At 56.6% G+C, this 25,720-nt stretch carries 23 protein-coding genes, 1 tRNA gene and 1 pseudogene; 9 read left to right on the top strand and 16 right to left on the bottom strand.

Annotated features, from left to right (window positions below):
• Positions 1 to 113 precede the first annotated feature (113 nt).
• Positions 114 to 461 carry an HNH nuclease YajD gene (yajD, locus tag JK232_RS04595; protein ID WP_072926721.1) on the top strand — a complete coding sequence of 116 codons (348 nt, stop codon included), beginning with the start codon at positions 114 to 116 and terminating at the stop codon, positions 459 to 461.
• A 27-nt stretch (positions 462 to 488) separates the two neighbouring features.
• Here yajD and JK232_RS04590 read toward each other — a convergent pair whose 3' ends face one another.
• Positions 489 to 1,361, bottom strand: coding sequence for a LysR family transcriptional regulator (locus tag JK232_RS04590; protein ID WP_212588881.1), 873 nt, complete (start codon positions 1,359 to 1,361; stop codon positions 489 to 491).
• Between the two features lie 178 nt (positions 1,362 to 1,539).
• Positions 1,540 to 2,193: a hydrolase gene (locus tag JK232_RS04585; protein WP_072926727.1), complete on the bottom strand. Its 654-nt coding sequence runs from the start codon at positions 2,191 to 2,193 to the stop codon at positions 1,540 to 1,542.
• Between the two features lie 443 nt (positions 2,194 to 2,636).
• Between JK232_RS04585 and JK232_RS04580 the strand changes: the two genes are divergently transcribed.
• Positions 2,637 to 2,888: a YdgH/BhsA/McbA family protein gene (locus JK232_RS04580; protein ID WP_212588880.1), complete on the top strand. Its 252-nt coding sequence runs from the start codon at positions 2,637 to 2,639 to the stop codon at positions 2,886 to 2,888.
• Positions 2,889 to 2,948: 60 nt separating this feature from the next.
• Here JK232_RS04580 and JK232_RS04575 read toward each other — a convergent pair whose 3' ends face one another.
• On the bottom strand, positions 2,949 to 3,332 hold the full coding sequence (locus tag JK232_RS04575) for a hypothetical protein (RefSeq protein WP_212588879.1): 384 nt from the start codon (positions 3,330 to 3,332) through the stop codon (positions 2,949 to 2,951).
• Positions 3,325 to 3,468, bottom strand: coding sequence for an ash family protein (locus JK232_RS23055; RefSeq protein ID WP_420847730.1), 144 nt, complete (start codon positions 3,466 to 3,468; stop codon positions 3,325 to 3,327). The genes JK232_RS04575 and JK232_RS23055 overlap by 8 nt, the downstream gene beginning before the upstream one ends.
• Positions 3,469 to 3,928: 460 nt before the next feature.
• On the opposite strand from JK232_RS23055, the gene JK232_RS04565 reads away from it, so the two are divergent.
• The gene (locus JK232_RS04565; protein WP_212588878.1) at positions 3,929 to 4,837 is read left to right on the top strand and encodes a restriction endonuclease; all 909 of its coding nucleotides are present in this window, start codon (positions 3,929 to 3,931) and stop codon (positions 4,835 to 4,837) included.
• A 747-nt stretch (positions 4,838 to 5,584) separates the two neighbouring features.
• On the opposite strand, the gene JK232_RS04560 is transcribed toward JK232_RS04565, so the two are convergent.
• From JK232_RS04560 to gpt, 8 genes and pseudogenes are all read right to left on the bottom strand, one after another.
• Complete coding sequence (locus JK232_RS04560; protein WP_212588877.1) at positions 5,585 to 7,918, bottom strand: YecA family protein; 2,334 nt, start codon at positions 7,916 to 7,918, stop codon at positions 5,585 to 5,587.
• Between the two features lie 290 nt (positions 7,919 to 8,208).
• Positions 8,209 to 8,622 (bottom strand): annotated as a pseudogene (locus JK232_RS04555) (tyrosine-type recombinase/integrase); the annotation flags it as partial.
• Positions 8,623 to 8,788: 166 nt separating this feature from the next.
• Positions 8,789 to 8,864: transfer RNA gene (locus tag JK232_RS04550), tRNA-Thr, on the bottom strand.
• Positions 8,865 to 9,066: 202 nt separating this feature from the next.
• Complete coding sequence (gene proA / locus JK232_RS04545) at positions 9,067 to 10,320, bottom strand: glutamate-5-semialdehyde dehydrogenase (protein ID WP_212588876.1); 1,254 nt, start codon at positions 10,318 to 10,320, stop codon at positions 9,067 to 9,069.
• 9 nt (positions 10,321 to 10,329) lie between these two features.
• Entirely contained in the window at positions 10,330 to 11,433 is a 1,104-nt protein-coding gene (gene proB, locus JK232_RS04540) for a glutamate 5-kinase (protein WP_072926735.1), read from the bottom strand.
• 153 nt (positions 11,434 to 11,586) lie between these two features.
• Complete coding sequence (gene crl / locus JK232_RS04535; protein WP_072926737.1) at positions 11,587 to 11,988, bottom strand: sigma factor-binding protein Crl; 402 nt, start codon at positions 11,986 to 11,988, stop codon at positions 11,587 to 11,589.
• 59 nt (positions 11,989 to 12,047) lie between these two features.
• Positions 12,048 to 13,295 (bottom strand): esterase FrsA, encoded by a 1,248-nt coding sequence (gene frsA, locus JK232_RS04530; RefSeq protein WP_072926739.1) that lies wholly within the window; start codon positions 13,293 to 13,295, stop codon positions 12,048 to 12,050.
• A 198-nt stretch (positions 13,296 to 13,493) separates the two neighbouring features.
• On the bottom strand, positions 13,494 to 13,952 hold the full coding sequence (gene gpt, locus JK232_RS04525) for a xanthine phosphoribosyltransferase (RefSeq protein ID WP_072926741.1): 459 nt from the start codon (positions 13,950 to 13,952) through the stop codon (positions 13,494 to 13,496).
• Positions 13,953 to 14,252: 300 nt separating this feature from the next.
• Here gpt and pepD point away from each other — a divergent pair, with 300 nt between their 5' ends.
• Positions 14,253 to 15,713: a beta-Ala-His dipeptidase gene (pepD, locus tag JK232_RS04520; protein ID WP_072926743.1), complete on the top strand. Its 1,461-nt coding sequence runs from the start codon at positions 14,253 to 14,255 to the stop codon at positions 15,711 to 15,713.
• Positions 15,714 to 15,796: 83 nt separating this feature from the next.
• Here pepD and dinB read toward each other — a convergent pair whose 3' ends face one another.
• Positions 15,797 to 16,858: a DNA polymerase IV gene (gene dinB / locus JK232_RS04515; RefSeq protein WP_072926745.1), complete on the bottom strand. Its 1,062-nt coding sequence runs from the start codon at positions 16,856 to 16,858 to the stop codon at positions 15,797 to 15,799.
• Between the two features lie 194 nt (positions 16,859 to 17,052).
• On the opposite strand from dinB, the gene JK232_RS04510 reads away from it, so the two are divergent.
• Positions 17,053 to 17,928 carry a glycerophosphodiester phosphodiesterase family protein gene (locus tag JK232_RS04510; RefSeq protein WP_246538295.1) on the top strand — a complete coding sequence of 292 codons (876 nt, stop codon included), beginning with the start codon at positions 17,053 to 17,055 and terminating at the stop codon, positions 17,926 to 17,928.
• A 219-nt stretch (positions 17,929 to 18,147) separates the two neighbouring features.
• Positions 18,148 to 18,870, top strand: coding sequence for a peptidoglycan meso-diaminopimelic acid protein amidase (dpaA, locus tag JK232_RS04505; RefSeq protein WP_072926749.1), 723 nt, complete (start codon positions 18,148 to 18,150; stop codon positions 18,868 to 18,870).
• Here the strand turns inward: dpaA and JK232_RS04500 are convergent.
• Both JK232_RS04500 and lpcA read right to left on the bottom strand, forming a co-directional pair.
• Entirely contained in the window at positions 18,841 to 19,608 is a 768-nt protein-coding gene (locus JK232_RS04500) for a class II glutamine amidotransferase (protein WP_072926751.1), read from the bottom strand. The two genes, dpaA and JK232_RS04500, sit on opposite strands and share 30 nt — an antisense overlap.
• Positions 19,609 to 19,644: 36 nt before the next feature.
• Positions 19,645 to 20,226 carry a D-sedoheptulose 7-phosphate isomerase gene (lpcA, locus tag JK232_RS04495; protein ID WP_072926752.1) on the bottom strand — a complete coding sequence of 194 codons (582 nt, stop codon included), beginning with the start codon at positions 20,224 to 20,226 and terminating at the stop codon, positions 19,645 to 19,647.
• A gap of 234 nt (positions 20,227 to 20,460) precedes the next feature.
• Between lpcA and fadE the strand changes: the two genes are divergently transcribed.
• On the top strand, positions 20,461 to 22,908 hold the full coding sequence (fadE, locus tag JK232_RS04490; protein ID WP_101854896.1) for an acyl-CoA dehydrogenase FadE: 2,448 nt from the start codon (positions 20,461 to 20,463) through the stop codon (positions 22,906 to 22,908).
• Positions 22,909 to 22,992: 84 nt separating this feature from the next.
• On the opposite strand, the gene JK232_RS04485 is transcribed toward fadE, so the two are convergent.
• A complete protein-coding gene (locus JK232_RS04485; protein WP_072926756.1) occupies positions 22,993 to 23,463 on the bottom strand; it encodes a YehS family protein in 471 nt (156 codons plus the stop codon).
• A gap of 191 nt (positions 23,464 to 23,654) precedes the next feature.
• Here JK232_RS04485 and JK232_RS04480 point away from each other — a divergent pair, with 191 nt between their 5' ends.
• Together JK232_RS04480 and JK232_RS04475 are read left to right on the top strand one after the other, a co-directional pair.
• Entirely contained in the window at positions 23,655 to 24,812 is a 1,158-nt protein-coding gene (locus JK232_RS04480) for a pyridoxal phosphate-dependent aminotransferase (protein WP_101858123.1), read from the top strand.
• Positions 24,800 to 25,573: an amidohydrolase gene (locus JK232_RS04475; protein ID WP_212588874.1), complete on the top strand. Its 774-nt coding sequence runs from the start codon at positions 24,800 to 24,802 to the stop codon at positions 25,571 to 25,573. The genes JK232_RS04480 and JK232_RS04475 overlap by 13 nt, the downstream gene beginning before the upstream one ends.
• Positions 25,574 to 25,720: the final 147 nt, after the last annotated feature.

Raw genomic sequence — 25,720 nt, 5'->3', positions numbered from 1 at the left:
CGGTTGAGGAAAGAAAGAAGCGGACTTACCAGGCAGCGTGCAGTACCCTGTTGGGCAGGCTGGCCCGCCCAAACCGGAGGCCACATTGTCTCTTTATCACAGGTAATATCAGCATGGCTCTTATCCCCAAAAACTACGCGCGGCTGGAAAGCGGCTACCGTGAAAAAGCATTAAAAATCTATCCGTGGGTCTGTGGGCGCTGCTCACGCGAGTTCGTTTACTCGAACCTGCGTGAACTCACGGTTCACCATATCGATCACGACCATACCAATAACCCGGAAGACGGCAGCAACTGGGAGTTGTTGTGTCTGTACTGCCATGACCACGAGCACTCAAAGTACACGGAAGCTGACCTGTACGGCACCAACGTGGTGGCAGGGGAAGATGCGCAAAAAGACGTAGGGGCCGCAACCTACAATCCCTTTGCTGATTTAAAGTCGATGATCAATAAAAAGAAATAGGGTTGAGGATGTCCGCTTCCGGCCCCCTTACGCATAATCCTTAAAACACGCGATCAGCATATCCGTCAGCACCCTGACTTTTCGCGCCGGGTGCTGGCCCGGTGGGCGAACGACATAGACCCCGGCCGAGGGCGGTGGGTAGCGGGTCATTACCGGCACCAGCGCGCCCGAGTCCACGTGGGGGCGGGTGACGCCATCCGGGATCCAGGCGATGCCGAGCCCTTCTATGGCGGCGGCGGCGAGCGCGGTCGCGTTGTCAGCTTTGAAACGCCCTTGAGGGTTCACCGTCACGATCTCCCCGCCATCCATAAACTGCCAGGCTTCCGTTCCCTGCATCAATGCCTGATGGTTCACCAGCTCGCTGGGGTGCTCTGGCGCACCGTGCGCCTTGATGTAGCCGGGGCTTGCCACGAGCTTGCCGTAAATCGGCCCGACGCACCTGGCCATCAGGTTGGAATCCGGCAGGTAACCCACGCGGATCGCGCAATCAAACCCTTCAGCAATCAGATCCACAAACCGATCGCTAAAAGAGAGATGGATATGGAGGCGCGGGTGGTCCAGCGCCATTCTCGCCAGCACGGGGGCGAAATGCGCAGGCCCGAAAGAGAGCGAGGCAGCCACCCGCAAACGGCCACGAAGCTCACCGTCCGGCTGAAGGGTTTCCCTTGCTGCTTCAATCTCGGCGCACGCTTTGGCGGCATGTTCCCGGAATGTGCTCCCCGCTTCCGTGAGCGCGGCGCCCCGGGTGGTGCGGGCCAGCAACTGGACGCCGAGATCCGCTTCAAGCCGGGCGAGCCGTCGGCTGACAATGGATTTGGAGACATTAAGCCGGCGGGCGGCAGGCGAGATCCCGCCTGCATTCGCGACTTCCACAAAGGTAAGCAGATCATCAATATCCACGCGTTTCCCCCTGGTACGCAAAACCGCCGGGCTTCATTATTACCAGCCGGTACAGGGGTGTCCATTTTTTAAGCGTTTTTGCTGTGCCGGGGAAAGGGCCTGGCCGGAGAGGAGGTGGTGTTCAGGGCGGGAGGTGGGCGACGAAATGAGGCCGGTGTTGCGCACCGGCCTTTGGTTGTCAGCGGGCGTTACCCGGTGCCGGGGTGTTGAGCAGTTGCTGCTCCCACAGGTAGGCGATACCGCTGCCTGCCGCGTGCTGGATGATGACCTTATTCAACTCTGCGGCGCTCTCCGCCCTGGCCCAATCACGCTGCCACTCCGCCGCCAGCGCCATCCAGGTCATCATATTGATGCCGGCGGCGATCATGCGCTGTATCGCCACCTGATGCGCCTCGACGGACACCGCGCCCGAGGCATCGGTGATGACGGTAACATCCCAGCCCTCGCCTGCGGCCTGGATGGCGGGCATCGCGACACAGATTTCGGTCCACAGCCCGGCGATGATCAGCTGTTTGCGGCCGGTCGCCTTAACCACATCGACGACCTTGGGATCTTCCCAGGTGTTGATAAACGTCCGGTCTATCACCTCCTGATCAGGGAAAACATCGGTAATTTGCGGGAAAATAAGGCCGCCGCGTTCGGCAATCACGCTGGTCAGGATGGTCGGCACCCCAAAGACTTTAGCGGCTTTTGCCAGGGCGGTGGCGTTATTGACCACCAGGTGGGGATCGTGGCTGTTGAGATTGGTGAGCTGGTAAGGCTGGTGATCAATCAGCACCAGTACGGAGTCTTCAGGGCGAAGAAGCGAAGTAAGGCCGTTGCGAAAGGTCATGCATGCATCCTCTGTTACCGTGGTGAGTAAGACTGGTGCGGTAAGGCCCGTGCGGCCTCCGGCACCACCTGATTCGGATACTGGCACGTCTCCTCAGCCTGCGGTAGCGCCCTTTCCCGACTTGCTCTGTCGCATAAAGTGGAACGCCGGCGCCATGCAGGCCGCCCGGTTTGATGCAGTGACACCGCTTCCCGCAGGGCGTGAATTTGTTCCCACAGCACAAAGCCCAGTGATGCCCTCACCCATATTTCCCCGATCTGCAACAGCTCCCATACCCGCAGCCGCATTTTCTGGAGCCTTTAAGTCAATGCGGCCACAGTGACAATTTTGTCATATCCCCGTCAGTCTCATGACAGGTTGGGTGCGTATATTCCTCTTTAAAGCCATAGAGCATCCTCATGGTAAACATTCTGATACCGTTATTTGTCTAAAAAGGAAACAACATGAAAGCATCACTTGTTATTACCCTGATCATGGGGCTTATTTCCGTCAATGCCGCCTCTGCTGCACAGCACATTGATCAGGCAGAAGGGAAAGAGAAAATCGGCGTCATCTCTGCAAGCAATGCCTATAACCTTGATGAACTCTCGGAAGAACTTTCTGCCAAGGCTGATGAGAAAGGGGCAACCTCTTACAAAATACTTTCAGCCTCTGGTAATAACCGGCTGCACGGCGTGGCAGAGATTTATAAGTAATTTGATCTATTGAGGCCGTACTAATGGGGCGGCTTCATTCACCGCCCTGTTTTTACGCTGTTACAGCACCAATCGCAGGGCGCTAATCCGCTCCCACAGCACAAAGCCCAATGAGGCCCTCACCCACGGCTCACTCACCTGCAACATCGCCAACGCCAGCGCCCGGCACTGCTCCGCCAGCTCCGACGCCGTCAGCGGCCGGTCGTCATAGAGACGCGCGTCAAAAGGATAAGGCGACACGGGCGGGTCGAATGGCCGATCGAGCGCGGCATCCAGCGCGTTCAGTTCGGCCAGCAACATCGCGCAGAGATCCTCACTGGCTGGTGAGGCATCAAGATTCACCAGGGTGAAGGCCAACAGACGGCAGTGTTCGGTCAGGGTGTGGGGGATATAGGCATTGAGTGGAGAGAATTCAGAGACCACGCGTGGAGATTGGCTATCCATATAAAAGCTCCTTGAAGTGATGAGTAAAGCCACCACCGGAGTTCCTACGCTCTTGGGTGGTAGCCCAGACGGGGGTAGGAATACCGGCCTTCAAGGACACCGGCCAGCCCGAAGGCTGCCCCGCCTGAGCCACCATTGAAACACAGCGTATGCCATGTAATAGATGTGCCAAGGCCGCAACCCCAAATAAGGGGTCGCCCTGAAGTGACACGGGTTCCTACGCCCGGCTGCGGATGTGCCGCAGCGGCGCAGATGATAGCAGGTGAGGGGTTGGGGGGGAATGGGGGAACGTTAAAGCCATACAGATGCGAAGATTTTAATGGCTATGAGAAGCATCGGCGGGTTGAGTGAGGGCATTGGAGCTTTGTTAGGCATTTTTTTGAGAGCAGCTAATGCTCACTTTTAATATGAACTTCCTGATAGAAGTGTAATGGCGGCTATGAGCGAATAGCGGAAGTTCGCTTTAAAGGTAAACTAGTCCGATTATCTAAGGATCTCTGAAAGAGAATCATCTGCTTTGCCAGGATACATACAATTTCTCCTTCAAGTTATTCCAGTGGTATCTTTTACGTATAAGACCCAAACGGAGCGACGCAATGGCTGGTCAAGATAGAAATAAGGTTCCCAACTGGAAAGCTCTCGAAAAACTTGTTGCCATGATACAAAGGCAACTTTCTCCCGATGCTATAGTGCAACATAATGTGATGCTTGATGGTATCCAGAGTGAAACCAAAAGACAGGTGGATGTTCTGGTGGAACAGTCCATTGGTCAGTACAAAATGCGTATTGTGATTGATTGTAAGGACTACGCTAATCCGGTGAATGTCAAAGGTGTTGAAGAATTTCACGGGTTAGTACAGGACGTATGTGCGCATCAGGGGGCTTTAGTCTGTCCGGCTGGCTTTACTAAATCAGCTTTGCGGCGTGCTCAGAAATTACAGATTACGCTATATCGTCCAGTTTCAACAGATGACCATAAATGGCGGGCGAAGGTGACTGCTCCCGTATTGTGTGATTTCAGAAACAGCTTCATGAGTTTTGGAATTAGATGTTCTTCTCCTAAACCTCTGCTCATACCAAATGAGTTTTACAAGTTGCCTGTTTACAGCCCCGAGAACGAGCTATTGGGTACGGCGTTAGAGATTGCTCAGGCTCGATGGGATAATGGTGCACTGCCGAGTGAACCGGGGGAACATGAAGAGTTGCTAATATTTCAGGAGGCTAAAACTCAAATTGATAATGGATACGGTGGCAAGGTGGAAGTAACTTTAACTCTCCGACTTTTTATAAAACAAAATCTATATCTCGGCCATTTACCTATTGAAGGTATCAACGGATTACAAGATGAACATACCGGACATATTGTTACTAATGCTTTCACGCTGGGTGGACTTAACCCTGATGAGATCGAACGAGATTGGCAACGGGTCGAAGATATGAGCGCAATTAAATTCGAACCCCTTCTGAAAGTGGTTGGCTATAATTGTTACGGGATTGGTTCCTGATTAGCCACGGGTTTCCTATTATCGGTACCGACTCTAATAATATAGAAGTATCTAAATGCAGAGCGAAATAATAACGCAGAGAAAGGGAAAAGGTATCTTTGATCGTAAGGTTTGTTTAACAGATTCCCAAAATCTGTATTTATCTGCAAAGATTTTAAGAGATCAAGGCGTTCGAAATAAGAGCTTTTTCTGGCTAAAATTAAGAAACCTCCTGTTGTGCATGAATATATCGATATCGCATCAGTAACTGATAAATTTAGCAGGATTATGTTAGGGTACGCTTTCGAAATGCTGTTAAAATCTACGATTATTTTAATGAATCTTGGTGCGCAAAAAGACACCACAGAACTTGAGTTTCGCGATTAAAATCATAAGGTTGAAATGAGGTATTACTTTAAATCCCTCAGGGTAACTTATGGGGAATTTATATTTTCATATCAAACGTAATAATACATTGTCACATACGTGACGTGTAAAAACCACATACGCCTCAGAAAAACCAAAGCGCCAAAAACATAACTTAATGATTTTAAAATAACTGGTGATAATAGGAATAAATCATACAACATAACTATATGATATAAATTACTATTTTATTGTAATCTTTTAGAGATACCCCAAAAAGTATCCCCATGAAGCTAACTTTACTAAACGCAGTATGAAATTATTCACTAAAAGTCGAATTCAAATTAAGAATTGCTTTCAGAGAGACCGTAAAATGGTCTCTCTGTACATGATTTTTAGCATTCAACGGCCATGACACTTTTTATACTTTATACCGCTTCCACAAGGGCAGGCTTCATTCCGGCCAACTTTACGGAACTCTTCCACTTTTATTGAAGACATTATAAAATTTGAATCAGTACCGCTAGAGTTCATCAATCGTTCAGCATCTTCGAAGATGTGAGCATTTTCATCAGTTTTTTCTTGAGGCACAATAACATTAATACCAAGAGCTTTGATGTATTTCCCTTCAGAATCTACTTCAACTATAACAAAATTATGCCTGACAGCATCTTTAATGTTAAGAGCCATGGAACTTGCTTTATCATTAACTTTCCCCCAGTCTATTTCATTCTCGAAATTTTGCATCCAAATAAACAAAGACTCTTCATCATTTCCAATCAAAAAATAGCGTGCAGGATGTTTATCTAAACTATCACCTAGCTTCTTAAGCATATTTCCAAGAGTAGATCGCGTTTGTGCATCGTAGTTTCTGATATGGCTGTCTATTGCTAGCCAACCCGGCGCACGTGTGGAATCAAGCGCTTCCAACAAATCTGTCACTTCCTTTGGAAAATCCTGAGTAGGTAACGGTTTAGTGTCCCAATCAAGCTCTTCGAAACTCTTATCAATAACACTACTCATACCGTCCCAGAGAAGCATACTGCCTTTTTCTTTTGCCAATTTTTCAATACTATCCAAGTCAAAGCGATTATTAGTTATATATAATCCCAAATGGTCAAATTCATCATAAAGAAATGCATTCCTAACATTTACCAATAACTGTCTCACCTCCATGTAATGTAAAAATGCTCCAGGAGAAGGTAGAAAACGCTTCAGAACAAATAAATCGTCAATCGACATGGACACAAATCCATATTTATCTAGTAAAGGTTTGATTTGTGGTAATTGCTTACAGAAAGATGAAAATGGAGAAAATGATTCAACAGTCAGTCCGATAGGTAACATCACTCTATAATTCGAAGCTTTAATTCTACCACACTCTTTATGCTTACCATTTACTAACTGATAAATAATGACTTCATCTGCTGAGTTCAAATAGTTAAAAAACCGCTCACATTGTTTGTATGCTTTGATTACTAAATCCTGTACAGATTGGGCGTGTCGTTTGAAATCTGTAGCAGGTGAAGCAATCGTTGCTGCAGCACCAGCCTTAGCCTCTATAAGAAATAGCACATCATCCATTAATATTAACATGTCATTTTCAGACCATTGATTTGTTTCTGGATCCTTATAATAAATCTCTTGATAAACATTAGCGGTAGGGAATTGTGCTCTCAAAATGTCATAGAATGCACCTTCACTCATCGTTTTCTGACGTTCTTCGAATTCTTTTTTATATTCAGGTTTTCGCTGCAAAAGATTATGTAGAAGTGCCCGATATCCTGCATCACGCATGAAACAAGGATCTACTGCATAATAACCGGCATCGAGTTTTATAAGAGGTTTTTTCCTTGCAGGGAGAGTTCGATAAGGAGTACCAGAAAAATCTCCTATGGCAAAGAAATCCGTATCTTCCCCTCGTTGATAGGCTAAATCCGCTAATAATTTGTCTGGTAAATCAGTATGAAGACTAACGTTGGTAATCCCCCCCCGGAAAACATCACTAGCAGCTTGACTAGCAAATTTTAATTTTTCTCCATTTTCTTCCTTCCATGATTCCATAACCTCTTCTATAGTTTTTTTCTGTTGCGAAGCAATTTCTTGCACTGCTATAAATTGCATCATCATTTCTTCTAAAGCATTTGTATGACCTGTACGAATAGCATTAGCCATGGATTGAATACCGCGAGCTATATCACCTCCACTTACTCCGTAGACCTCTTTTAAAACATCATCATGTGGCGAAAGCACGTATCTATAAAATTCTTCTTCTAAAACTTGATAGCGGTTTCCTCTAAGCATTACCCATGCTGTTTTTGAATGAAACTCTATAGTCGACGTATCAGGCCCAAAAATACTATCTTTTGCTTCAAGTGAAGATGCTATTGCGTATAGCATAGCCTTATGACATAAATCTCTACTTAGGCTAAACAAATAACTGCATTTTTTTTCATCAAAACTCATTTCTTTAGGAGCAATGTCTGTCGCGAGCACGGCATGCACATATTCAAGAAGGAATTGATTATCGTTGACTAAATCTTTGGTTTCTGGAGTATTTTTATGCTGATTATCAAAAGCCGCATGCATCATGAATTGAGCATAAATATATCCAATTAAATCTTCAGGCGGCATACTTGCAATAAGAGTTCGCATCTCACATGCTAGCGCTTCCATTTCCTCCAGGAGCTTAACACCTGACTCTGCAAATTTTTTTTTACTTTCTGCAAACATCATAGGCACTACCCTTTTTAAGTATGAAGTTAACTAAATATTACTCCTATTTTACTTATGTAACCCGAAGCGAGATCTCAAAATTCTAATTTTTATTTTTATTTTTAAGTAATAAGCAACTCGATATTAGTGGTTAAAACGAGACAACAACCAATCCTCTACCAAACAAAACACTTCACAGCTTTTCATTCACCACTTTTATCAACTTTTACAAATGCGGTTCCAATATCATCTGTATATTCTTGAATTATTTTGGTCACTACAATATGTTTAAGAGTAGGCTCAAAAGATGGTTTTTTGCCAATGTAAGGGAACACATCTTTGTTGAAAGCTTCCAGGATGTCTGAAGCATACCCAGCAGACCATTTTTTTAGTTTGCTGCTGTGCCACTCAAGGACAATATCTTTGAAGGAATTGTTTAACTGAGTTTCACGGGCAATCTTCTCTTCCCGTTTCGCTTCCATAGGATCGATACCCCCAGCGATACCCCTTTTAACTTCTTCACGTTTTGCCCGAGCATCGGCCAATGTGACTTCAGGATACACACCCAGCGCTAACAGCTTCTCTTTGCCGGCTACACGATACTTGAGCCGCCAGTATTTACCGCCATTAGGTTTGATCTGGAGATACAGAACACCACTATCAGCCAGCTTGTAAGGCTTATCTTTAGGTTTGGCGGCGTCCACCTGCCGGGCGTTTAGTTTCACTTGGGGGTACCTCCTCTAGACCGAACAGTAAATACCCCCATAAGTACCCCCATATGACCGTAGATTTCAGGGAACTTTAGTAGACGTAGAAATACTAAAAGGGGCTTTAAATCGCAGAGCATAAGGAGTTTCAGTGAACTTCAGTAGACTTGGGGAGATGTTGGAATGGTGCCGATAATAGGAGTCGAACCTACGACCTTCGCATTACGAATGCGCTGCTCTACCAACTGAGCTATATCGGCTTGGGAGGGAACTGCCGGGGAACTACGGGGTGACAAATTATTGAAATCTGCACGGCAAGTCAAGAGGCGTTTGGCCGTCTGCTGATTTTATCAGCACCCTGCCCTGTCGGGCTTTTAGATTGCGGCTTTGCCATTGATAAGCTGAATGAAAGTGGCGACAGGTTACGCGAAAATCCCCGCACTCTGGGTGCGGGGGTCAGGGTCAGGCGCGGACTAAATCGTCGCCGTAGCCGATCCATTTGTAGGTGGTGAGCGCTTCCAGCCCCATCGGGCCGCGGGCGTGCAGCTTCTGGGTGCTGACTGCCACTTCCGCGCCGAGGCCAAACTGGCCGCCGTCGGTGAAGCGGGTGCTGGCGTTCACGTAGACCGCGGAAGAGTCTACTTCGCGCACGAAGCGTTCGGCGTTGGTCAGCGAACGCGTCAAAATCGCGTCAGAGTGCGCGGTGCCGTAGTTGCGGATGTGCTCTACCGCCGCATCCAGGTCATCCACCAGCGTGACGTTCAGGTCGTTCGACAGCCACTCATCCTCGTAATTCTGCGGCTTCACCGGCACCACTTGCGCCGGGCCGTCTTGCAGCAGCGGCAGCGCGTCCTCAGAGGCGTGCAGCGTCACACCGGCGTCGGCCATCTTGCGGCTCAGCGCCGGCAGGAAGGTGTCGGCAATCGCGCGGTGTACCAGCAGCGTCTCCAGGCTGTTGCAGGCGCTCGGGCGCTGCACCTTGGCGCTCTCAATCACCGTCAGCGCTTTGCCGAAATCGATGCTCTCATCAGCGAACATATGGCACACGCCGATGCCGCCGGTGATGACCGGAATGGTCGAGTGCTCGCGGCACAGCTTGTGCAGCGACGCGCCGCCGCGGGGGATCAGCATGTCGACGTAGCGGTCGAGGCGCAGCAGCTCGTTCACCAGCGCGCGATCGGGGTTCTCAATCGCCTGCACTGCCGCGCCCGGCAGGCCGCAGCGCTCCAGCGCCCGCTGGATTACGCTGACGGTGGCCTGGTTGGTGAGGTGCGTCTCTTTGCCGCCGCGCAGGATCACCGCGTTGCCGGTCTTCAGGCACAGGGTCGCGACATCAATGGTTACGTTCGGGCGCGCCTCGTAGATCACGCCGATCACGCCCAGCGGCACCCGGCGGCGCTCCAGCTTCAGGCCGTTGTCCAGCAGGCTGCCGTCAATCACATGGCCTACCGGGTCGTGCAATTTACTGACCTGACGCACGTCGTTGGCAATCGCCGCCAGCCGGGCCGGGGTCAGCAGCAGGCGATCGAGCAGTGCCTCGCTCATCCCGGCCGCGCGCGCGGCGGCCACATCTTGTTCGTTGGCGCTGAGGATAATCTCGCTCTCGGCTTCCAGCATGTCGGCAATCACCAACAGCGCCTGGTTTTTTTTCGCCGTGCTCAGCACGGACAACTGGTAAGAGGCCTGTTTCGCGGCCTTACCCATAGACTCCAGCATGGCAGCTCCTTAACTGACAATCATATCGTCGCGGTGCACAGCCACCGGGCCGTACTCATAACCGAGGATATCGTTGATCTGTTGTGAGTGATACCCGGCAATCATGCGCATCGCATCACTATTATAGCGGCTGACCCCGTGGGCCAGGTCGCGCCCCGCCAGGTTGCGGATGCGGATCACCTCGCCGCGCGAGAAGTCGCCTTTGACTTCCTTGATGCCCTTTGGCAGCAGCGAGCTGCCGCGCTCCAGCATCGCGGCGACGGCCCCGTCATCAATGGTGACTTCACCGGCCGGCGGTGCGCCGAAGATCCAGCGTTTACGGTTTTCCAGCGGCGTTTCGAGCGCGTGGAAACGGGTGCCGACCGAGGTGCCGTTGATCACGTCGCCAATCACATCCGGGCGGCTGCCGGCAGCGATGATCACATCAATGCCCGCGCGGCAGGCGACGTCCGCAGCCTGGAGTTTGGTGGCCATGCCGCCGGTGCCGAGGCCGGAGACGCTGTCCCCGGCGATGCCGCGCAGCGCGTCATCAATGCCGGTGACTTCGCGGATCAGCTCCGCTTCCGGGTTTTTGCGCGGGTCAGCGGTGAACAGCCCCGGCTGGTCGGTCAGCAGCAGCAGTTTGTCGGCCCCGCCGAGGATCGCCGCCAGCGCCGACAGGTTGTCGTTATCGCCGACTTTGATCTCCGCGGTGGCGACCGCGTCGTTCTCGTTGATCACCGGCACAATGTGGTTGTCCAGCAGGGCGCGCATCGTGTCACGGGCGTTGAGGAAACGCTCCCTGTCTTCCAGATCCGCACGCGTCAGCAGCATCTGCCCGATGTGGATGCCGTAAATCGAGAAGAGTTGCTCCCAGAGCTGGATCAGGCGGCTCTGCCCGACGGCCGCCAGCAGCTGCTTGGAGGCGATGGTGGCGGGCAGTTCAGGGTAGCCCAGGTGCTCGCGCCCGGCGGCGATCGCCCCGGAGGTGACAATGATGATGCGGTGACCCGCCGCGTGTTGCTGGGCGCACTGGCGCACCAGTTCCACAATGTGGGCACGGTTCAGGCGGCGCGATCCGCCGGTGAGCACGCTGGTGCCCAGTTTTACAACCAAAGTCTGGCTGCCACTCATAATTAGTCTGCCGTTGCGTCTGAAAAGGGAAAGGATAAAGAAGTCTGAGAAGACCGTCACACCGATCTTTGTAACAGGAGAGACGCGCCATGCCAACAGGCACAGCGCGAAATTAAAGGAAATCAGGGGGAAAGCGCCCGGGGGCGGGCCGCGTCAGGCGCTGAGTTTTACCGGCTCATCCGCAAAGTGGTCGGCTGGCGCCAGCGGCAGTTCCATCTCGTTCAGCATGGCAGCCAGACGTTGGTGGAAGTCGCGTAACGTGGTTTCCAGTTTCTCCTGCACTTCCGGATCTTTAATCTTCTGGGCTTTCCAGACGCCCTCTTTGTCAAACAAGCCAAACTGGTAAACGTAGGTAAAACGCGTGGCCTCGGCCTGGAGTTCAATCCACCAGCCCCAGAACTCACGTTTTTCCGGCGCGGGCTTGACGTTGACACACACTGCCAGGCAATCAAAAAAGAACTGATCGTCCCGGCATTTTCCTTCCCGCAGATAAGGCCCCAATGCCGCGAAACGCTTCATTAACCGGCTTTTAGGATGTCCGCTTGGTAATGTCATTTTCTACCTCCTTATGGCGACGATCCTTTTTAACAAACCAATCAAAAATAGCAACTCTATTAACGCATTTTACCCTTCAGCCAGGCGCTCATCTCTTCCATCGCCTGATGGAAACCGCGATACACCGGCTTTTTGCCGATCTCCAGCAGTTTGCCGTCACTGGACGAGGAGACGATCAGCCGCGATTCCTCTTTCGGGCTGAACGGCTCATTCGGCCAGTAGCCGGAGAACATCGGCGTCGGGCAGCGGCGGCCGAGCAGCCCCTGGGTTTTCAGCGAGTAGCGGTTCAGCTCCACCCGCAACGCGGCGTCTGAGGCGGTGCTCATGCCGAGGCGGCTGGCCAGCACATCCATGTACATGTCCGGCACCGCCTCCTGCGTGGCGCTGTTGCACATCAGGTTATGCACAATCGGCCCGAGGCAGGCCACGGCGCGCAGCCGTTTCGGCTCCAGGTAGGCCAGCCGCACCGCCACGTTGGCCCCGAAGCGGAAGCCGAGCAGCGACACGCGGGTGTGGTCTACCCACGGCACGGTCGGGAGCTGCGCCAGCACCTGTTGATGCAAAAAGCTGGTGTCCTGGGTGAGTTTCCAGCGTGAAGAGAAGCCGATAGAGGGCATGTCGATGGTGAGCATCGCCATGCCGCGCGGGGCGAAGTAGTCACGGAACAGGCGGTAGTGGTCGCTCTGCATCATGTCCAGCCCGCCGCAGATCAGCACCGTGGGGTACGGCGCGCTGCCCTCGTGCGGCATATGCAGGAAGCCGCTGATGGGCGCGCCGCCGGGGATCGGGAACTCAAGCTCTTTCAGCTGATAGGGCAAATGCTGTGACGCCTCTTCGTAGGCGCGGTTCGACAGCACTTCGGCCTGGTCGGCCAGCTCATCCCCTTTCAGGTGCGGATACGCCGCGATGCTGTAGAGGTTGGCGGCCATCAGCCAGTATTCACCGCGTGCCGCCGGGTCGGTGCTCTCCAGCGCTTTTTGCTGCCAGAGCATCGCCTGGTGCGACCACTCATAGATCCAGTTGCCGTTGCGGTAGCCGACCACGGTGTCGAGCAGTGCCTCATCGGTGCGCTCAGCCGTCGAGGCGGCGATGCGCGCCAGCACCTCCTGCATCTCCAGCGCGTCCACGCCGCGCCAGATCCACATCAGGCGGTTGATCATCCGGTACCAGTGGCGGGTCGCCTGCCCTTCCAGGGCGGACTCGGTGGCCAGCGCCGGGTGATGGTGCGCACGCTTGACCAGCGTGGAGGTTTCCGGGTGCTTGAAACGGGGTTTGAACAGGATTTCCGACAGATTGGCTTGGGACATGTACAGCCTCCATGATGCAGTGGGCGGGCGCGGATGCGGCCGGACATTATCGTGAGAGTGTACCAAATAACGCGGAAGAGGGAGCGGACAGGGTCAATATTGGTGCAGGTGGAGGACGGTGGCGGTGATAAAAACCAGCCCGCCGGAAAAAACAATGCCCGGCATAAGCCGGGCAAAGGAACGCATCACAGACGGGGCTTAGCGGCCGCCGATCGGCTCAACGAAGGTCACGGCCATGTCCCACGGTTGTTCAATCCAGGTATCCTGCGGGATGTCGACCACGTAGTCATCCACCAGCGGCTGACCGGCCGGTTTAGCGAAGATGGTGACGAAATGCGCTTTCGGGTACATCTCACGGATCGCGCGGGCGGTGCCGCCGGTATCGACCAGATCGTCGATGACGATGAAGCCTTCACCGTCGCCTTCTGCGCGCTTGAGCACTTTCAGGTCGCGCTGGTTGTCGTGGTCGTAGCTGGAGATGCACACGGTATCAACATGGCGGATACCCAGTTCACGCGCCAGCAGCGCCGCCGGCACCAGGCCGCCGCGGCTCACCGCGATGATGCCCTGCCATTGGTCGGCCGGAAGCAGGCGGTGTGCCAGTTTACGGGCCTGCATTTGCAACATGTCCCAAGTAACGACGTATTTTTCGCTCATAAAATCGTGTCCCAGCCAGCAATAAATTGGCTTAAAAGTATTCAGGGGGGAAAAGGTTGCGCGAGATTATAGAGAGGCAGCCGGATAAAAACCAGTAACAATCGGTGAAAGCGCCCGCTTTTTTCCCGGCCCGCCACGCGCACCCCGCAGGAGAAAGTGATATTCTCTCAGGTCCACGCCAGGGGTTTCTGGCGGCGCATTATCCACCTAACCATTTGCAGCATCCCACCTTTTCCGCGCCTGCCCGTGCATTCACCGGGGCCGGCACCGGGCCGGAGGTGCTGCCACAGGAGACTCATTGTGTCTGAACTGTCGCAACTCTCGCCACAGCCGTTGTGGGACATTTTCGCCAAGATCTGCTCGATTCCGCACCCTTCTTTCCATGAAGAAGCGCTGGCCCAACACATCATGGCCTGGGCCGCTGAGAAAGGGATCCACGCTGAGCGCGATCAGGTCGGCAATATTTTGCTGCGCAAACCGGCCAAACCAGGCATGGAAAACCGTAAACCGGTGGTGCTCCAGGCGCACCTCGACATGGTGCCGCAGAAAAACAACGACACCGTGCATGACTTCACCAAAGACCCGATCCAGCCGTATGTGGATGGCGAGTGGGTAAAAGCGCGCGGCACCACGCTGGGTGCGGACAACGGCATCGGCATGGCGTCCGCGCTGGCGGTGCTGGCTGACGAGAGCGTGGCGCACGGCCCGCTGGAAGTGCTGCTGACCATGACTGAAGAGACCGGCATGGACGGTGCCTTCGGCCTCCAGCCGGACTGGTTGCAGGGCGAGATCCTGATCAACACCGATTCCGAGGAAGAGGGTGAGATCTACATGGGCTGCGCAGGCGGCATCGACGTCTCCACCACCCTGCCATTGCAGCGCGAGACGCTGGCCGGTGGTTACACCACGCTGTCGCTGGTGGTGAAAGGGCTGAAAGGCGGCCACTCCGGCGCAGACATCCACCACGGCCTCGGCAACGCCAACAAGCTGCTGGTGCGTTTCCTGTTTGAGCACGCGGCCCCGCTCGGCCTGCGCGTGCTCGATTTAAACGGCGGCACCCTGCGCAACGCCATCCCGCGTGAAGCCTCGGCCACGCTGGCGGTGCCGTCGGCTAACGTCGATGCACTGAAAACGCTGGTGGAGGATTACCAGACCACGCTGCAAAACGAGCTGGCGGCCAAAGAGAAGAAGCTGGCGGTGCTGGTCACCCCGGCGGAAAACAGCACGCCGGCACTCACCACCGACTGCCAGGCCCGCCTGCTGGCGCTGCTGAACGCCATGCCGAACGGCGTGATCCGCATGAGTGACGCGGTGCCGGGCGTGGTGGAAACCTCGCTGAACGTCGGTGTGGTGACGATGACGGCGGACGAGGCCCACATTAACTGTCTGATCCGCTCGCTGATCGACAGCGGTAAAGAGTACGTGGTCGACATGCTGACCGCCCTCGGCCAACTGGCGAACGCCACCACCACGCCGAAAGGCGGCTACCCTGGCTGGCAGCCGGACCCGCACTCCCCGGTGATGGGCCTGGTGCGTGAAACCTACCAGTCACTGTTCGGCAAAACCCCGAACATTATGGTGATCCACGCCGGGCTGGAATGCGGTCTGTTCAAAAAGCCATACCCGGAGATGGACATGGTCTCCATCGGGCCAACCATCACCGGCCCGCACTCCCCGGACGAGCAGGTGCACATTGAGAGCGTCGGCCTCTACTGGCAACTGCTCACCGCGCTGCTGAAGGCGATCCCTGAGAAAGCGTAATCCCGCTTTCACTTCTGCTTTCACTTCTGCAAAAAGCGACGCCCCGGCGTCGCTTTTTTATTGGCCGGATCCCAGGGTAGCCGTCAATCCCACGGCAACAGCAACTGGCGCTCCAGTTGCGGGTCGAGCAGCGTCACATGCAGCCCCACCAGCCGTACACTGCGCCCGGCGCGGCGCTGATCCCACGCCTGGCGCGCCACCGCCAGCAGATCCGGCAGGTTCAATTCCGGCCAGACGTGCTCCTGGGTGGTCTGCTGGAAATCCTGGAATTTCAGCTTCACCCCCTGCCGCGCAATCTGCAAATCCGGCCGCACCCGCCGTAGCCGCGCCTCCAGCTCCGGGTAGAGCCGGTCAGTAATCAGCGCCGCGCAGTCGTCCCAGTCGCTGATGTCATTCGCCAGCGTGGTTTCCACACCCACGGATTTGCGCAGCCGGTCAGCGGAAACATCCCGCTCATCAATGCCGTGGCTGCGCTCCCAGATGGCATGGCCAAACTTGCCGAAGCGCTTGAGCAGGTCAGCCAGGTCATAACGCTGCACATCGGCACAGGTCAGCAGCCCCAGCTCCTCAAGCCTGGCTGCCGTGACCTTGCCGACGCCGGGGATTTTGCTCAGCGGCAGATCCTGCAAAAACGCCGCCACGCCGCTGGGCGGGATCACAAACTGGCCGTTGGGCTTGTTGAGGTCAGAGGCGATTTTCGCCAGGAATTTCACTGGCGCGACCCCGGCCGAGGCGGTGAGTTGCAGCTCGTCCCAGATCGCCTGGCGGATCTCACGGGCAATCAGCGTGGCCGAGCCGCTGCATTGCGGGGTGTCGGAGACATCCAGATAGGCTTCATCCAGTGACAGCGGTTCAATCAGCGGCGTGTAGCGGGCAAAGATGTCGCGGATATGGAGCGAGGCCTCTTTATAGGCCGCCATCCGGCCGGGGATCACGGTCAGTTGCGGGCAGAGTTTCAGCGCCATCGCCGTGGACATCGCGCTGCGCACGCCATATTTGCGTGCCGGATAGTTGGCGGTGCTGATCACCCCGCGCCGGTCTGAGCTGCCGCCGATGGCGATCGGGATGTCGCGCAGGCGCGGGTCGTCACGCATCTCCACCGCCGCGTAAAAGCAGTCCATATCGACATGTATGATTTTGCGCACCTTCTCCCCCGGTTCCGGCCTCCCGACCCTGTATAAGTATACAGGCGGAGGCGGTGATGGCTCAAGCCGCGCGGTGTCATGGATATGTCACTGTAAATGAATATGTTATGTAGCCATCGTTACTTTTCGCGGGCGGCCTGCCGTGCTACTCAACAGCGGTACGTTTTTCCCTCTGCGCTTTTAAGGATGAAATGATGTCAATCAGCAAAACGTTTGTGATCGCAGCCTCGCTGTTACTCGGCAGCGCCCCGGCGTGGGCCGCCCCGCAGATTATCGCCCACCGCGGCGGCACCGGCGATGCGCCGGAAAACACCCTGCCCGCCATCGGCCTGGCGCTGAAAAACGGCGCGGATGCCGTCTGGGTCACCGTGCAGCTCAGCAAAGACGGCATGCCGGTACTCTACCGCCCGTCGGACTTAAGCGCGCTGACACCGCGCAAAGGCCCAGTCTCTGCGTATACCGCGGCCGAGCTGGTAAACACCGACGCCGGTTGGGCGTTCGGCAGCGGCGACCAGCACCCGTGGCGCGGCAAACAGGTCGCCATCCCCACACTGGCCGGGGTGCTGACGCGCTTCCCGGATGTCACCTTTTACCTCGACATCAAAAGCCCCGACGCCGCGCCGGAGGTGATGGCCGCCGCGCTGGCGAAGGTACTGCGGGACACCCACAGCCTGACGCGCATCCGGGTCTACAGCACTGACAGCCGCTACCTGGCCGCCCTGCCGCCGGAGGTGCCGCGCTTTGAAAGCCGTGACCTGACGCGCACCGTACTGGCGAACACCACCATGGCGCACCAGTGCACGCTGGAGGCGTCAGCCGCCGACCGCTGGTACGGGCTGGAGCTGCAACGCAAGGTGGAGGTGGTGGAGAAATATACGCTCGGCGAAGCGCGTTCCGCCGCCACGCTGGTCTGGGATAAAGAAGCCGTAGACTGCTTCCGCAGCCGCGGCAAGGCGCACATTGTGTTGTTCGGCGTAAACAGCCCGCAGGCATTGCAGCAAGCCACTGAGCTGGGTGCGGATGGTGTGCTGGTGGATGCCCCGTCGCAATTTGCCGCCGCCGCCCATTAATTCCCCGCCGGTGCGCCTTTCATCAGGAAGACGGCGGCTGTTCAGCCCCGTCTTTTTTCTTATTCAGCGATATGGCTTCCAAAAAATATCGTTTTACCCCCATTGCTAAATAATTAATCAGCTTTACTATGAGTCAGCCCCGCACCGGGGCAGCAAGGGCATACGCCGGGGCGCTCGCCCGCAGGCAACGACAGTTATTAATAATAAGCAGGAATGACAATGGGCAAAATCGCGCTGATGCTTGCGATGTTTCTCTGTTTGCCTTGGGTAGCCGCCCCCAGCTCCGCCAGTGAGCAGGTACCGGTTAGCCAAAATATTAAACAGCAATTATTGGGTACACCGATCTATATTCAAATCTTTAAAGAAGAACGCACCCTGGAGTTATACGGCAAGATGGGGAATGAGTTCCGCTTGCTGGGCGCGTACCGTATCTGCAATTTCTCCGGCGGCCTCGGCCCGAAACGGCGTGAAGGGGATTTCAAAAGCCCGGAAGGGTTTTACAGCGTCGATATCCGTAACCTGAAACCCAACAGCCGCTTCTACCGTGCCATTAATATCGGTTACCCGAACGCCTATGACCGCGCGCAGGGCTATTCCGGTAATTATTTGATGATTCACGGGGAGTGCAAGTCCATCGGCTGTTACGCGATGACCAACGCCTATATGGATGAGATCTTCACCTATGTGCAGGCGGCGCTGCGCAATGGGCAGGTGAAAGTGGATATCGCCATCTATCCGTTCCGCATGACGGACGCCAACCTCCAGCGCCACCGCATGTCCTCTTATTTCGCCTTCTGGCGCGGCCTGCAACCAGGCTACCGCTACTTCAGCGAGAAACACCTGCCGCCGACGGTGACCGTCGCCAACGGCCAGTATGTGTTTAACCCGGCCATCATCGGTACGCAGGCTATTTCAGAGTATGCGTTCACCGAAACGAAATAAGGCGAACTCACCTGGCGCAATCTTGTGCCAGGTTTCATTGCCGGTCAGCGGCTGGGTGGCAATCACCGTGACCACATCATTCGGTGTGGTCTGCTGCTGAAAATCGATCTCGACATCCCTGTCCAGCAACGTGGCTTTGCCGAACGGCGCACGGCGGGTGATCCAGTGCAGGTTGGTGGAGCAGTACGCCATCACGAACCGACCATCCGACAACAGCATATTAAATACCCCTTTCTGCCGCAGCTGATCGGCCAGTGACGCGATAAAGCGGAACACGGCCGTCCAGTTGCCGGGCGTACGCGGGTAGCGCTGCGTCAGTTGGTTCAGCAGCCAGCAAAACGCATATTCGCTGTCCGTCTGGCCGATTGGGCGCAGCTGGCCGGTTTCCAGCTGGCGGTAGCCGGTCAGCTGGCCATTATGGGCATACGTCCAGTTGCGGCCCCAGAGTTCGCGGGTAAACGGGTGGGTGTTTTCCAGCGCCACTTCGCCGCGGTTGGCCTGGCGGATGTGCGACACCACGGCGCAGGATTTGATCGGGTACTCCTGCACCAGCCGCGCAATCGGGGAGTTAAAGCTGGGCTGCGGGTCTTTAAAGGTACGGCAGCCCAGCCCCTCATAAAAGGTAATCCCCCAGCCATCTTTATGCGGGCCGGTGCCGCCGCCGCGCTGTACCAGGCCGGTAAAGCTGAAGCAGATATCGGTCGGTACATTGGCGCTCATCCCGAGCAATTCACACATGGCTCTCTCCTCCCCTGACGACCCGCGCGCTGTGACTCAGTGGCTGCTCATCTCTTTTTCAATCAGCATGATCAGGATGTGAATCACTTTGATGTGAATCTCCTGGATACGATCGGCATAACCGAAGTGCGGCACCCGGATTTCAACGTCCGCGCTGCCGTCCATCTGGCCGCCGTCTTTGCCGGTCAGGGTGATCACTTTCATGCCTTTGGCACGCGCAGCGGAAATCGCCTTGATCACATTACCGGAGTTGCCGGAGGTGGAGATGCCGAGCAGCACATCGCCGCGCTGGCCGACGGCCTCAATAAAGCGTGAGAACACGAATTCGTAACCGAAATCGTTGCTGACGCAAGAGAGGTGGCTGACGTCAGAGATGGCGATAGCCGGGTAGCCGGGGCGGTTTTCACGGTAGCGGCCGGTGAGTTCCTCGGCGAAGTGCATGGCGTCACAGTGTGAACCGCCGTTACCGCAGGAGAGCACCTTGCCGCCCGCTTTGAAGGCGTCTGCCAGCAGCACCGCCGCCTGCTGGATGGCGGCCAGGTTGGCCTCATCGCTGAGGAAATTGTTCAGAGTTTCAGCAGCTTCGTTCAGTTCGTTACGGATTAAATCCTGGTACATGACAGCCTCTTGATAGCCCGTTGGCATGAAAATTCTTCCGCTGTGCAGTGTAGCGGATTGGCCCATAAGCGAGAAGCGTTGTCACGCCCGGCCTGCCTTTTTGGCAACCGGTGCGGTGGGAATGTGAGCCAGATTGTAATTAGCATGTAAACGTATTGCTAAAAAAATAGCCATCATCTACAACCTATACATCGTCAACAGGTCAGACCTCCTACAACTTAGGGAGCTTTCAATATGCTGGTGCTTACGATTATTGGTTTTCTGGTGCTGCTGGGTGCGCTGTTCTACCACAAGGTCAACCTGACGCTCAGCAGCCTGCTGCTGCTGGCGTATGCCGCCGTGCTCAGCGCGGCCCAGGTGTGGTCGTGGTGGGTGGTGCTGCCGCTGGCCCTGGTGCTGCTGCCGCTTAACCTGCTGCCGCTGCGCCGCGCCCTGTTCTCCGCCCCGGCGATGCGCATTTTCGGCAAGGTGATGCCGGCGATGTCCCGCACGGAAAAAGAGGCGATTGATGCCGGGACGACCTGGTGGGAAGGCGATATCTTCCAGGGCGCGCCGGACTGGAAAAAGCTGCACAACTACCCGCAGCCGGTGCTGACGCCGGAAGAGCAGGCCTTCCTGGACGGCCCGGTCAACGAGGCGTGCCGCATGGCGAATGATTTCGCCATCACCCACGAGCTGGCTGACCTGCCGCCGGAGCTGTGGGCTTACCTGAAAGAGCACCGCTTCTTTGCGATGATCATCAAGAAAGAGTATGGCGGGCTGGAATTCTCCGCCTATGCCCAGGCGCGGGTGTTGCAGAAACTGGCGGGCGTCTCCGGCATTCTGGCAATCACCGTGGGCGTGCCGAACTCCCTCGGCCCCGGCGAACTGCTGCAACACTACGGCACCGACGCGCAGAAAGATCACTACCTGCCGCGGCTGGCGCGCGGGCAGGAGATCCCCTGCTTTGCCCTGACCAGCCCGGAAGCCGGCTCTGACGCCGGGGCCATCCCGGACACCGGCGTGGTCTGCATGGGTGAATGGCAGGGCCAGCAGGTGCTGGGGATGCGCCTGACCTGGAACAAACGCTATATCACGCTGGCCCCGGTCGCCACGGTGCTCGGGCTGGCGTTCAAACTCTCTGACCCGGAACACCTGCTGGGTGACACCGAAGAACTCGGCATCACCTGCGCGCTGATCCCGACCAGCACGCCGGGCGTAGAGATTGGCCGCCGCCACTTCCCGCTGAACGTGCCGTTCCAGAACGGCCCGACGCGCGGCAACAACATCTTTGTGCCGATTGACACCATCATCGGCGGCCCGGCGATGGCCGGCCAGGGCTGGCGGATGCTGGTCGAGTGCCTCTCCGTCGGGCGCGGTATCACCCTGCCCTCCAACTCCACCGGCAGCCTGAAATCGGTGGCGCTGGCGACCGGCGCTTATGCCCACATCCGCCGCCAGTTCAAAGTGGCGATCGGCAAAATGGAGGGGATCGAGGAGCCGCTGGCGCGCATTGCCGGTAACGCCTACGTGATGGACGCCGCCGCGACGCTGATTACCACCGGCATCATGGCCGGTGAAAAACCGGCGGTGCTCTCTGCCATCATCAAATACCACTGCACCCACCGCGGCCAGCGCGCGGTAATGGACGCGATGGACATCACCGGCGGCAAAGGCATTATGCTTGGCCGCAGTAACTTCCTTGCCCGCACCTATCAGGGCGCGCCGATCGCCATCACCGTGGAAGGCGCGAACATCCTGACGCGCAGCATGATCATCTTCGGCCAGGGGGCGATCCGCTGCCACCCGTATGTGCTGGAGGAGATGGCCGCCGCCGCCGAACGCAATGTGGAACGCTTCGACCGTGCGCTGTTCGGCCACCTCGGCCACGTCGGCAGCAACGAAATGCGCAGCCTGTGGCTCGGCCTGACCAACGGCCGCACCAGCCGTGCACCGGTGCGTGACGCCACCGCACGCTATTACCAGCAGATCAACCGGCTGAGCGCCAACCTCGCGCTGCTGGCGGATGTCTCGATGGGCGTGCTGGGCGGCAGCCTGAAACGCCGTGAACGTATGTCGGCGCGGCTCGGCGACATCCTCAGCCAGCTGTTCCTCGCCACCGCCACCCTGAAACGTTACGAGGACGAAGGGCGTCAGCAGGCTGATTTACCGCTGGTGCACTGGGGCGTGCAGGACTGCCTGCGCCAGGCCGAGCAGGCGCTGGATGAGCTGCTGCGCAACTTCCCGAACCGGCTGGTGGCCGGGCTGGTGCGGCTGGTGGTGTTCCCGCTCGGCCGGGCGCAGCGCGGGCCGTCAGATCGCCTTGACCACAAGCTGGCACAACTGCTGCAACAGCCTTCCGCCACCCGTTCCCGCCTGGGGCGCGGCCAGTACCTGACGCCGGGCGAAAATAACCCGTTTGGCCAGCTGGAAGAGGCGTTACAGCACATCATCGCGGCGGAAGTTGTCCATAAACGGCTCTGCCTTGAGGCCGGCAAAACCCTGCCGTTCACCCGGCTGGATCAGCTGGCGCACCAGGCACGTAAAGAAGGGAAGATTAATGACGACGAGGCGCGTATATTAATCCAGGCGGAAGAGAGCCGTCTGCGTTCGATTAACGTGGACGATTTCGACCCAGAGGAACTGGCAGCCAAAAAGCCGGACTCAGTAAAACAGACGCCGCGCCAGCCTGAGGCGGCCTAGGGCAAAGACATTACACAGCAACTTTTCCCGCAGTAAGCAAAACGGCACTCCCTGGAGTGCCGTTTTTTTTCGCTGATGCTGCGGTTACGCTTTGGCCGGGCGCACGCGCTGCGTCAGGCCCTTCAGGAAGTAACGCATAAACTGGTCACCGCACGGGCGATAGTTCTTGTGGCCCGGCTTGCGGAAGATCGCGCCGATTTCCGGCTGCGAGACGCGGAAATCTACCGACGCCAGGATCTCCAGGATGTCGGTAGTTTTCAGCTCGAACGCCACGCGCAGCTTTTTCAGGATCACGTTATTGGTGACCGGCAGCTCGATCTCCGGCACCGGGTGCGACTCATCACGGCCGCGGCGGAAGAAGATCAGGCCATTCAGGAAGTGCGCCATCACGGTGTCCGGGCAAGGCTGGTGGCCCGCCTCCTCCTCTTTTTTCAGATAGCTTTGCACCTGTTCCACACTCGCGCTTTCACCGGCCGAAGCCAGGATCTCGATGAGGCGGGCATCGCTCAGGTCAAGCATGTAGCGGATGCTGCGCAAAACATCGTTGTTCATCATATCGGTCATTCCTGTTTTTAAGAGAGGGCGGCGTTTGGGGGCGCCGGTGCGCATTATAAAAGGATCGCGCCGCGAAACACCTCTTTATTTACCCTGATTTCCCGGCTTTGGCCGTCTAAGCGTCTTGATTGCCAAACGTCAACCAGATGTTATATTGTCGTTACACCTATTTCTGAGTATCGGCCAATACCATGAGCGCAGCCCTGATCCCGCAAAGTAAATTACCGGCCCTCGGCACCACCATTTTCACCCAGATGAGCGCCCTGGCGCAGCAGCACAATGCCATCAACCTGTCGCAGGGCTTCCCGGATTATGACGGCCCCGACTACCTGAAAGCGCGCCTGGCGTTCCATGTGGCACAGGGCGCGAACCAGTATGCGCCGATGACCGGCTGTGCTGCGCTGCGCGAGGCGATTGCCGATAAAACCGCGGAGCGCTACGGCTGGCAGCCGGATGCCGGTGCCGGGGTGACGATCACCGCCGGGGCGACCGAGGCGCTGTATGCCGCCATCACCGCGCTGGTGCGCCGGGGCGACGAGGTGATTTGTTTCGATCCGAGCTATGACAGCTACGGCCCGGCGGTGGAACTGGCAGGCGGCGTGATGAAGCGTCTCACGCTGCAACCGCCTGCGTTCCGCGTGGACTGGTCACAGTTTGCTGATTTGCTCACCGACAACACCCGGCTGGTGATCGTCAACACGCCGCATAACCCGTCCGCCACCAGCTGGCAGGCCGCGGACTTCGAGGCGCTGTGGCAGGCGATTGGCGAGCGAGAGATCTATGTGCTGAGTGACGAAGTGTATGAGCACATCTGCTTTACCGCGCAGGGCCACGCCAGCGTGCTGGCACACCCGCAACTGCGCCAGCGGGCGGTGGCGGTCTACTCATTCGGCAAAACCTACCACATGACCGGCTGGCGCGTCGGGTACTGCATCGCCCCGGCAGCGATCACCGCCGAACTGCGCAAAGTGCACCAGTACCTGACCTTCTCCATCACCACGCCGGTGCAACTGGCGCTGGCGGACATGCTGCGCCATGAACCGGCCCACTGGCAGAGGCTGCCGGCATTTTACCGGGCGAAGCGTGACCGGCTGGTGCAGGCACTGGCCGCCAGCCGCTTTGAGGTACTGCCGTGCGAGGGCACCTATTTCCTGCTGGTGGACTACAGCGCTGTCTCGGATCTGGATGATGTCGCCTTCAGCCGCTGGCTGACCGAGCATGTCGGCGTGGCGGCGATCCCGCTGTCAGTGTTCTGCGCCGATGCTTTTCCCCACAAACTGGTGCGGCTCTGCTTTGCCAAGCAGGATGCCACGCTGGACGCCGCCGCGGAGCGCCTGTGTCAACTCTGAACCTGACCTTACTGCAACAGCCGCTGACGTGGCTGGACGGCGCGGCCAACCTGCGCCATTTCGACACCCTGCTCAGCACGCTGCACGGGCGCGATCTGATCATCCTGCCGGAGATGTTCACCACCGGTTTTGCCATGCAGGCCCCCGCGAGTGCGTTGCCGGAGGCGGAGGTGATCGCCTGGCTGCACCACTGGGCGCAACAGACCCACGCGCTGGTGGGCGGCAGTGTGGCGCTGAAGACGCCGGAAGGGGCGGTGAACCGTTTCCTGCTGGTGGAGCCGGGCGGCCGGGTGCACCGCTACGACAAGCGCCACCTGTTCCGTATGGCGAACGAACATATGCACTACCAGGCGGGCAAACGGCGCGAAATCATCGAATGGCGCGGCTGGCGCATCCTGCCGCAGATCTGTTACGACCTGCGTTTCCCGGTCTGGTCGCGCTGCCACCAGGATTACGATCTGGCGCTCTACGTCGCCAACTGGCCCGCCGCGCGCGCCGCCCACTGGCAAACCCTGCTGGCCGCAAGGGCAATTGAGAACCAGTGCTACGTCGCCGGCTGCAACCGGGTAGGCATTGACGGCAACGGCCTGCACTACCGCGGTGACAGTGTGATCCATGACCCGCAAGGCGCGCTGCTGGCCTCCGCTGAACCGGAAATGCCGGCGGTAATTGAGGCATCCCTCTCCCTGGAAGCGCTCCAGGCCTACCGCCAGGCCTTCCCCGCCTGGATGGATCAAGACAGCTTCCTGCGCCACGACTGAGCCTCACCGCCTGCTGAAACGTGGGCGGTTTTCTGGAAACCGTTTTCCCCTCCCCTCTCTGCCCTGTCCTTTGCCACCCCATCGCCGTCATTTTCACCCCGGTACAGATCTTGCATTCCTTCTCTGTTTTTTATTTCACAGGGGGCA

Source organism: Nissabacter archeti, assembly GCF_018257325.1.
In the GTDB taxonomy this organism is placed as follows: Bacteria; Pseudomonadota; Gammaproteobacteria; order Enterobacterales; family Enterobacteriaceae; genus Chimaeribacter; species Chimaeribacter arupi.
The sequence above is the reverse complement of the archived record's forward strand: the minus strand, read 5'-3'. Positions and strand labels throughout refer to the sequence as shown.

Excerpts from the sequence above, each read along its gene's own strand:
- JK232_RS23055 (WP_420847730.1), bottom strand. The coding sequence starts at position 3,468 with ATGGTGGCTCAGGCGGGGCAGCCTTCGGGCTGGCCGGTGTCCTTGAAG.
- fadE (WP_101854896.1), top strand. The coding sequence starts at position 20,461 with ATGCTGGTGCTTACGATTATTGGTTTTCTGGTGCTGCTGGGTGCGCTG.
- proB (WP_072926735.1), bottom strand. The coding sequence starts at position 11,433 with ATGAGTGGCAGCCAGACTTTGGTTGTAAAACTGGGCACCAGCGTGCTC.
- dpaA (WP_072926749.1), top strand. The coding sequence starts at position 18,148 with ATGGGCAAAATCGCGCTGATGCTTGCGATGTTTCTCTGTTTGCCTTGG.
- JK232_RS04560 (WP_212588877.1), bottom strand. The coding sequence starts at position 7,918 with ATGATGTTTGCAGAAAGTAAAAAAAAATTTGCAGAGTCAGGTGTTAAG.
- JK232_RS04585 (WP_072926727.1), bottom strand. The coding sequence starts at position 2,193 with ATGACCTTTCGCAACGGCCTTACTTCGCTTCTTCGCCCTGAAGACTCC.
- crl (WP_072926737.1), bottom strand. The coding sequence starts at position 11,988 with ATGACATTACCAAGCGGACATCCTAAAAGCCGGTTAATGAAGCGTTTC.
- JK232_RS04575 (WP_212588879.1), bottom strand. The coding sequence starts at position 3,332 with ATGGATAGCCAATCTCCACGCGTGGTCTCTGAATTCTCTCCACTCAAT.
- lpcA (WP_072926752.1), bottom strand. The coding sequence starts at position 20,226 with ATGTACCAGGATTTAATCCGTAACGAACTGAACGAAGCTGCTGAAACT.
- JK232_RS04500 (WP_072926751.1), bottom strand. The coding sequence starts at position 19,608 with ATGTGTGAATTGCTCGGGATGAGCGCCAATGTACCGACCGATATCTGC.
- proA (WP_212588876.1), bottom strand. The coding sequence starts at position 10,320 with ATGCTGGAGTCTATGGGTAAGGCCGCGAAACAGGCCTCTTACCAGTTG.
- JK232_RS04580 (WP_212588880.1), top strand. The coding sequence starts at position 2,637 with ATGAAAGCATCACTTGTTATTACCCTGATCATGGGGCTTATTTCCGTC.
- JK232_RS04565 (WP_212588878.1), top strand. The coding sequence starts at position 3,929 with ATGGCTGGTCAAGATAGAAATAAGGTTCCCAACTGGAAAGCTCTCGAA.
- JK232_RS04485 (WP_072926756.1), bottom strand. The coding sequence starts at position 23,463 with ATGATGAACAACGATGTTTTGCGCAGCATCCGCTACATGCTTGACCTG.
- JK232_RS04480 (WP_101858123.1), top strand. The coding sequence starts at position 23,655 with ATGAGCGCAGCCCTGATCCCGCAAAGTAAATTACCGGCCCTCGGCACC.
- frsA (WP_072926739.1), bottom strand. The coding sequence starts at position 13,295 with ATGTCCCAAGCCAATCTGTCGGAAATCCTGTTCAAACCCCGTTTCAAG.
- yajD (WP_072926721.1), top strand. The coding sequence starts at position 114 with ATGGCTCTTATCCCCAAAAACTACGCGCGGCTGGAAAGCGGCTACCGT.
- gpt (WP_072926741.1), bottom strand. The coding sequence starts at position 13,952 with ATGAGCGAAAAATACGTCGTTACTTGGGACATGTTGCAAATGCAGGCC.
- JK232_RS04510 (WP_246538295.1), top strand. The coding sequence starts at position 17,053 with ATGTCAATCAGCAAAACGTTTGTGATCGCAGCCTCGCTGTTACTCGGC.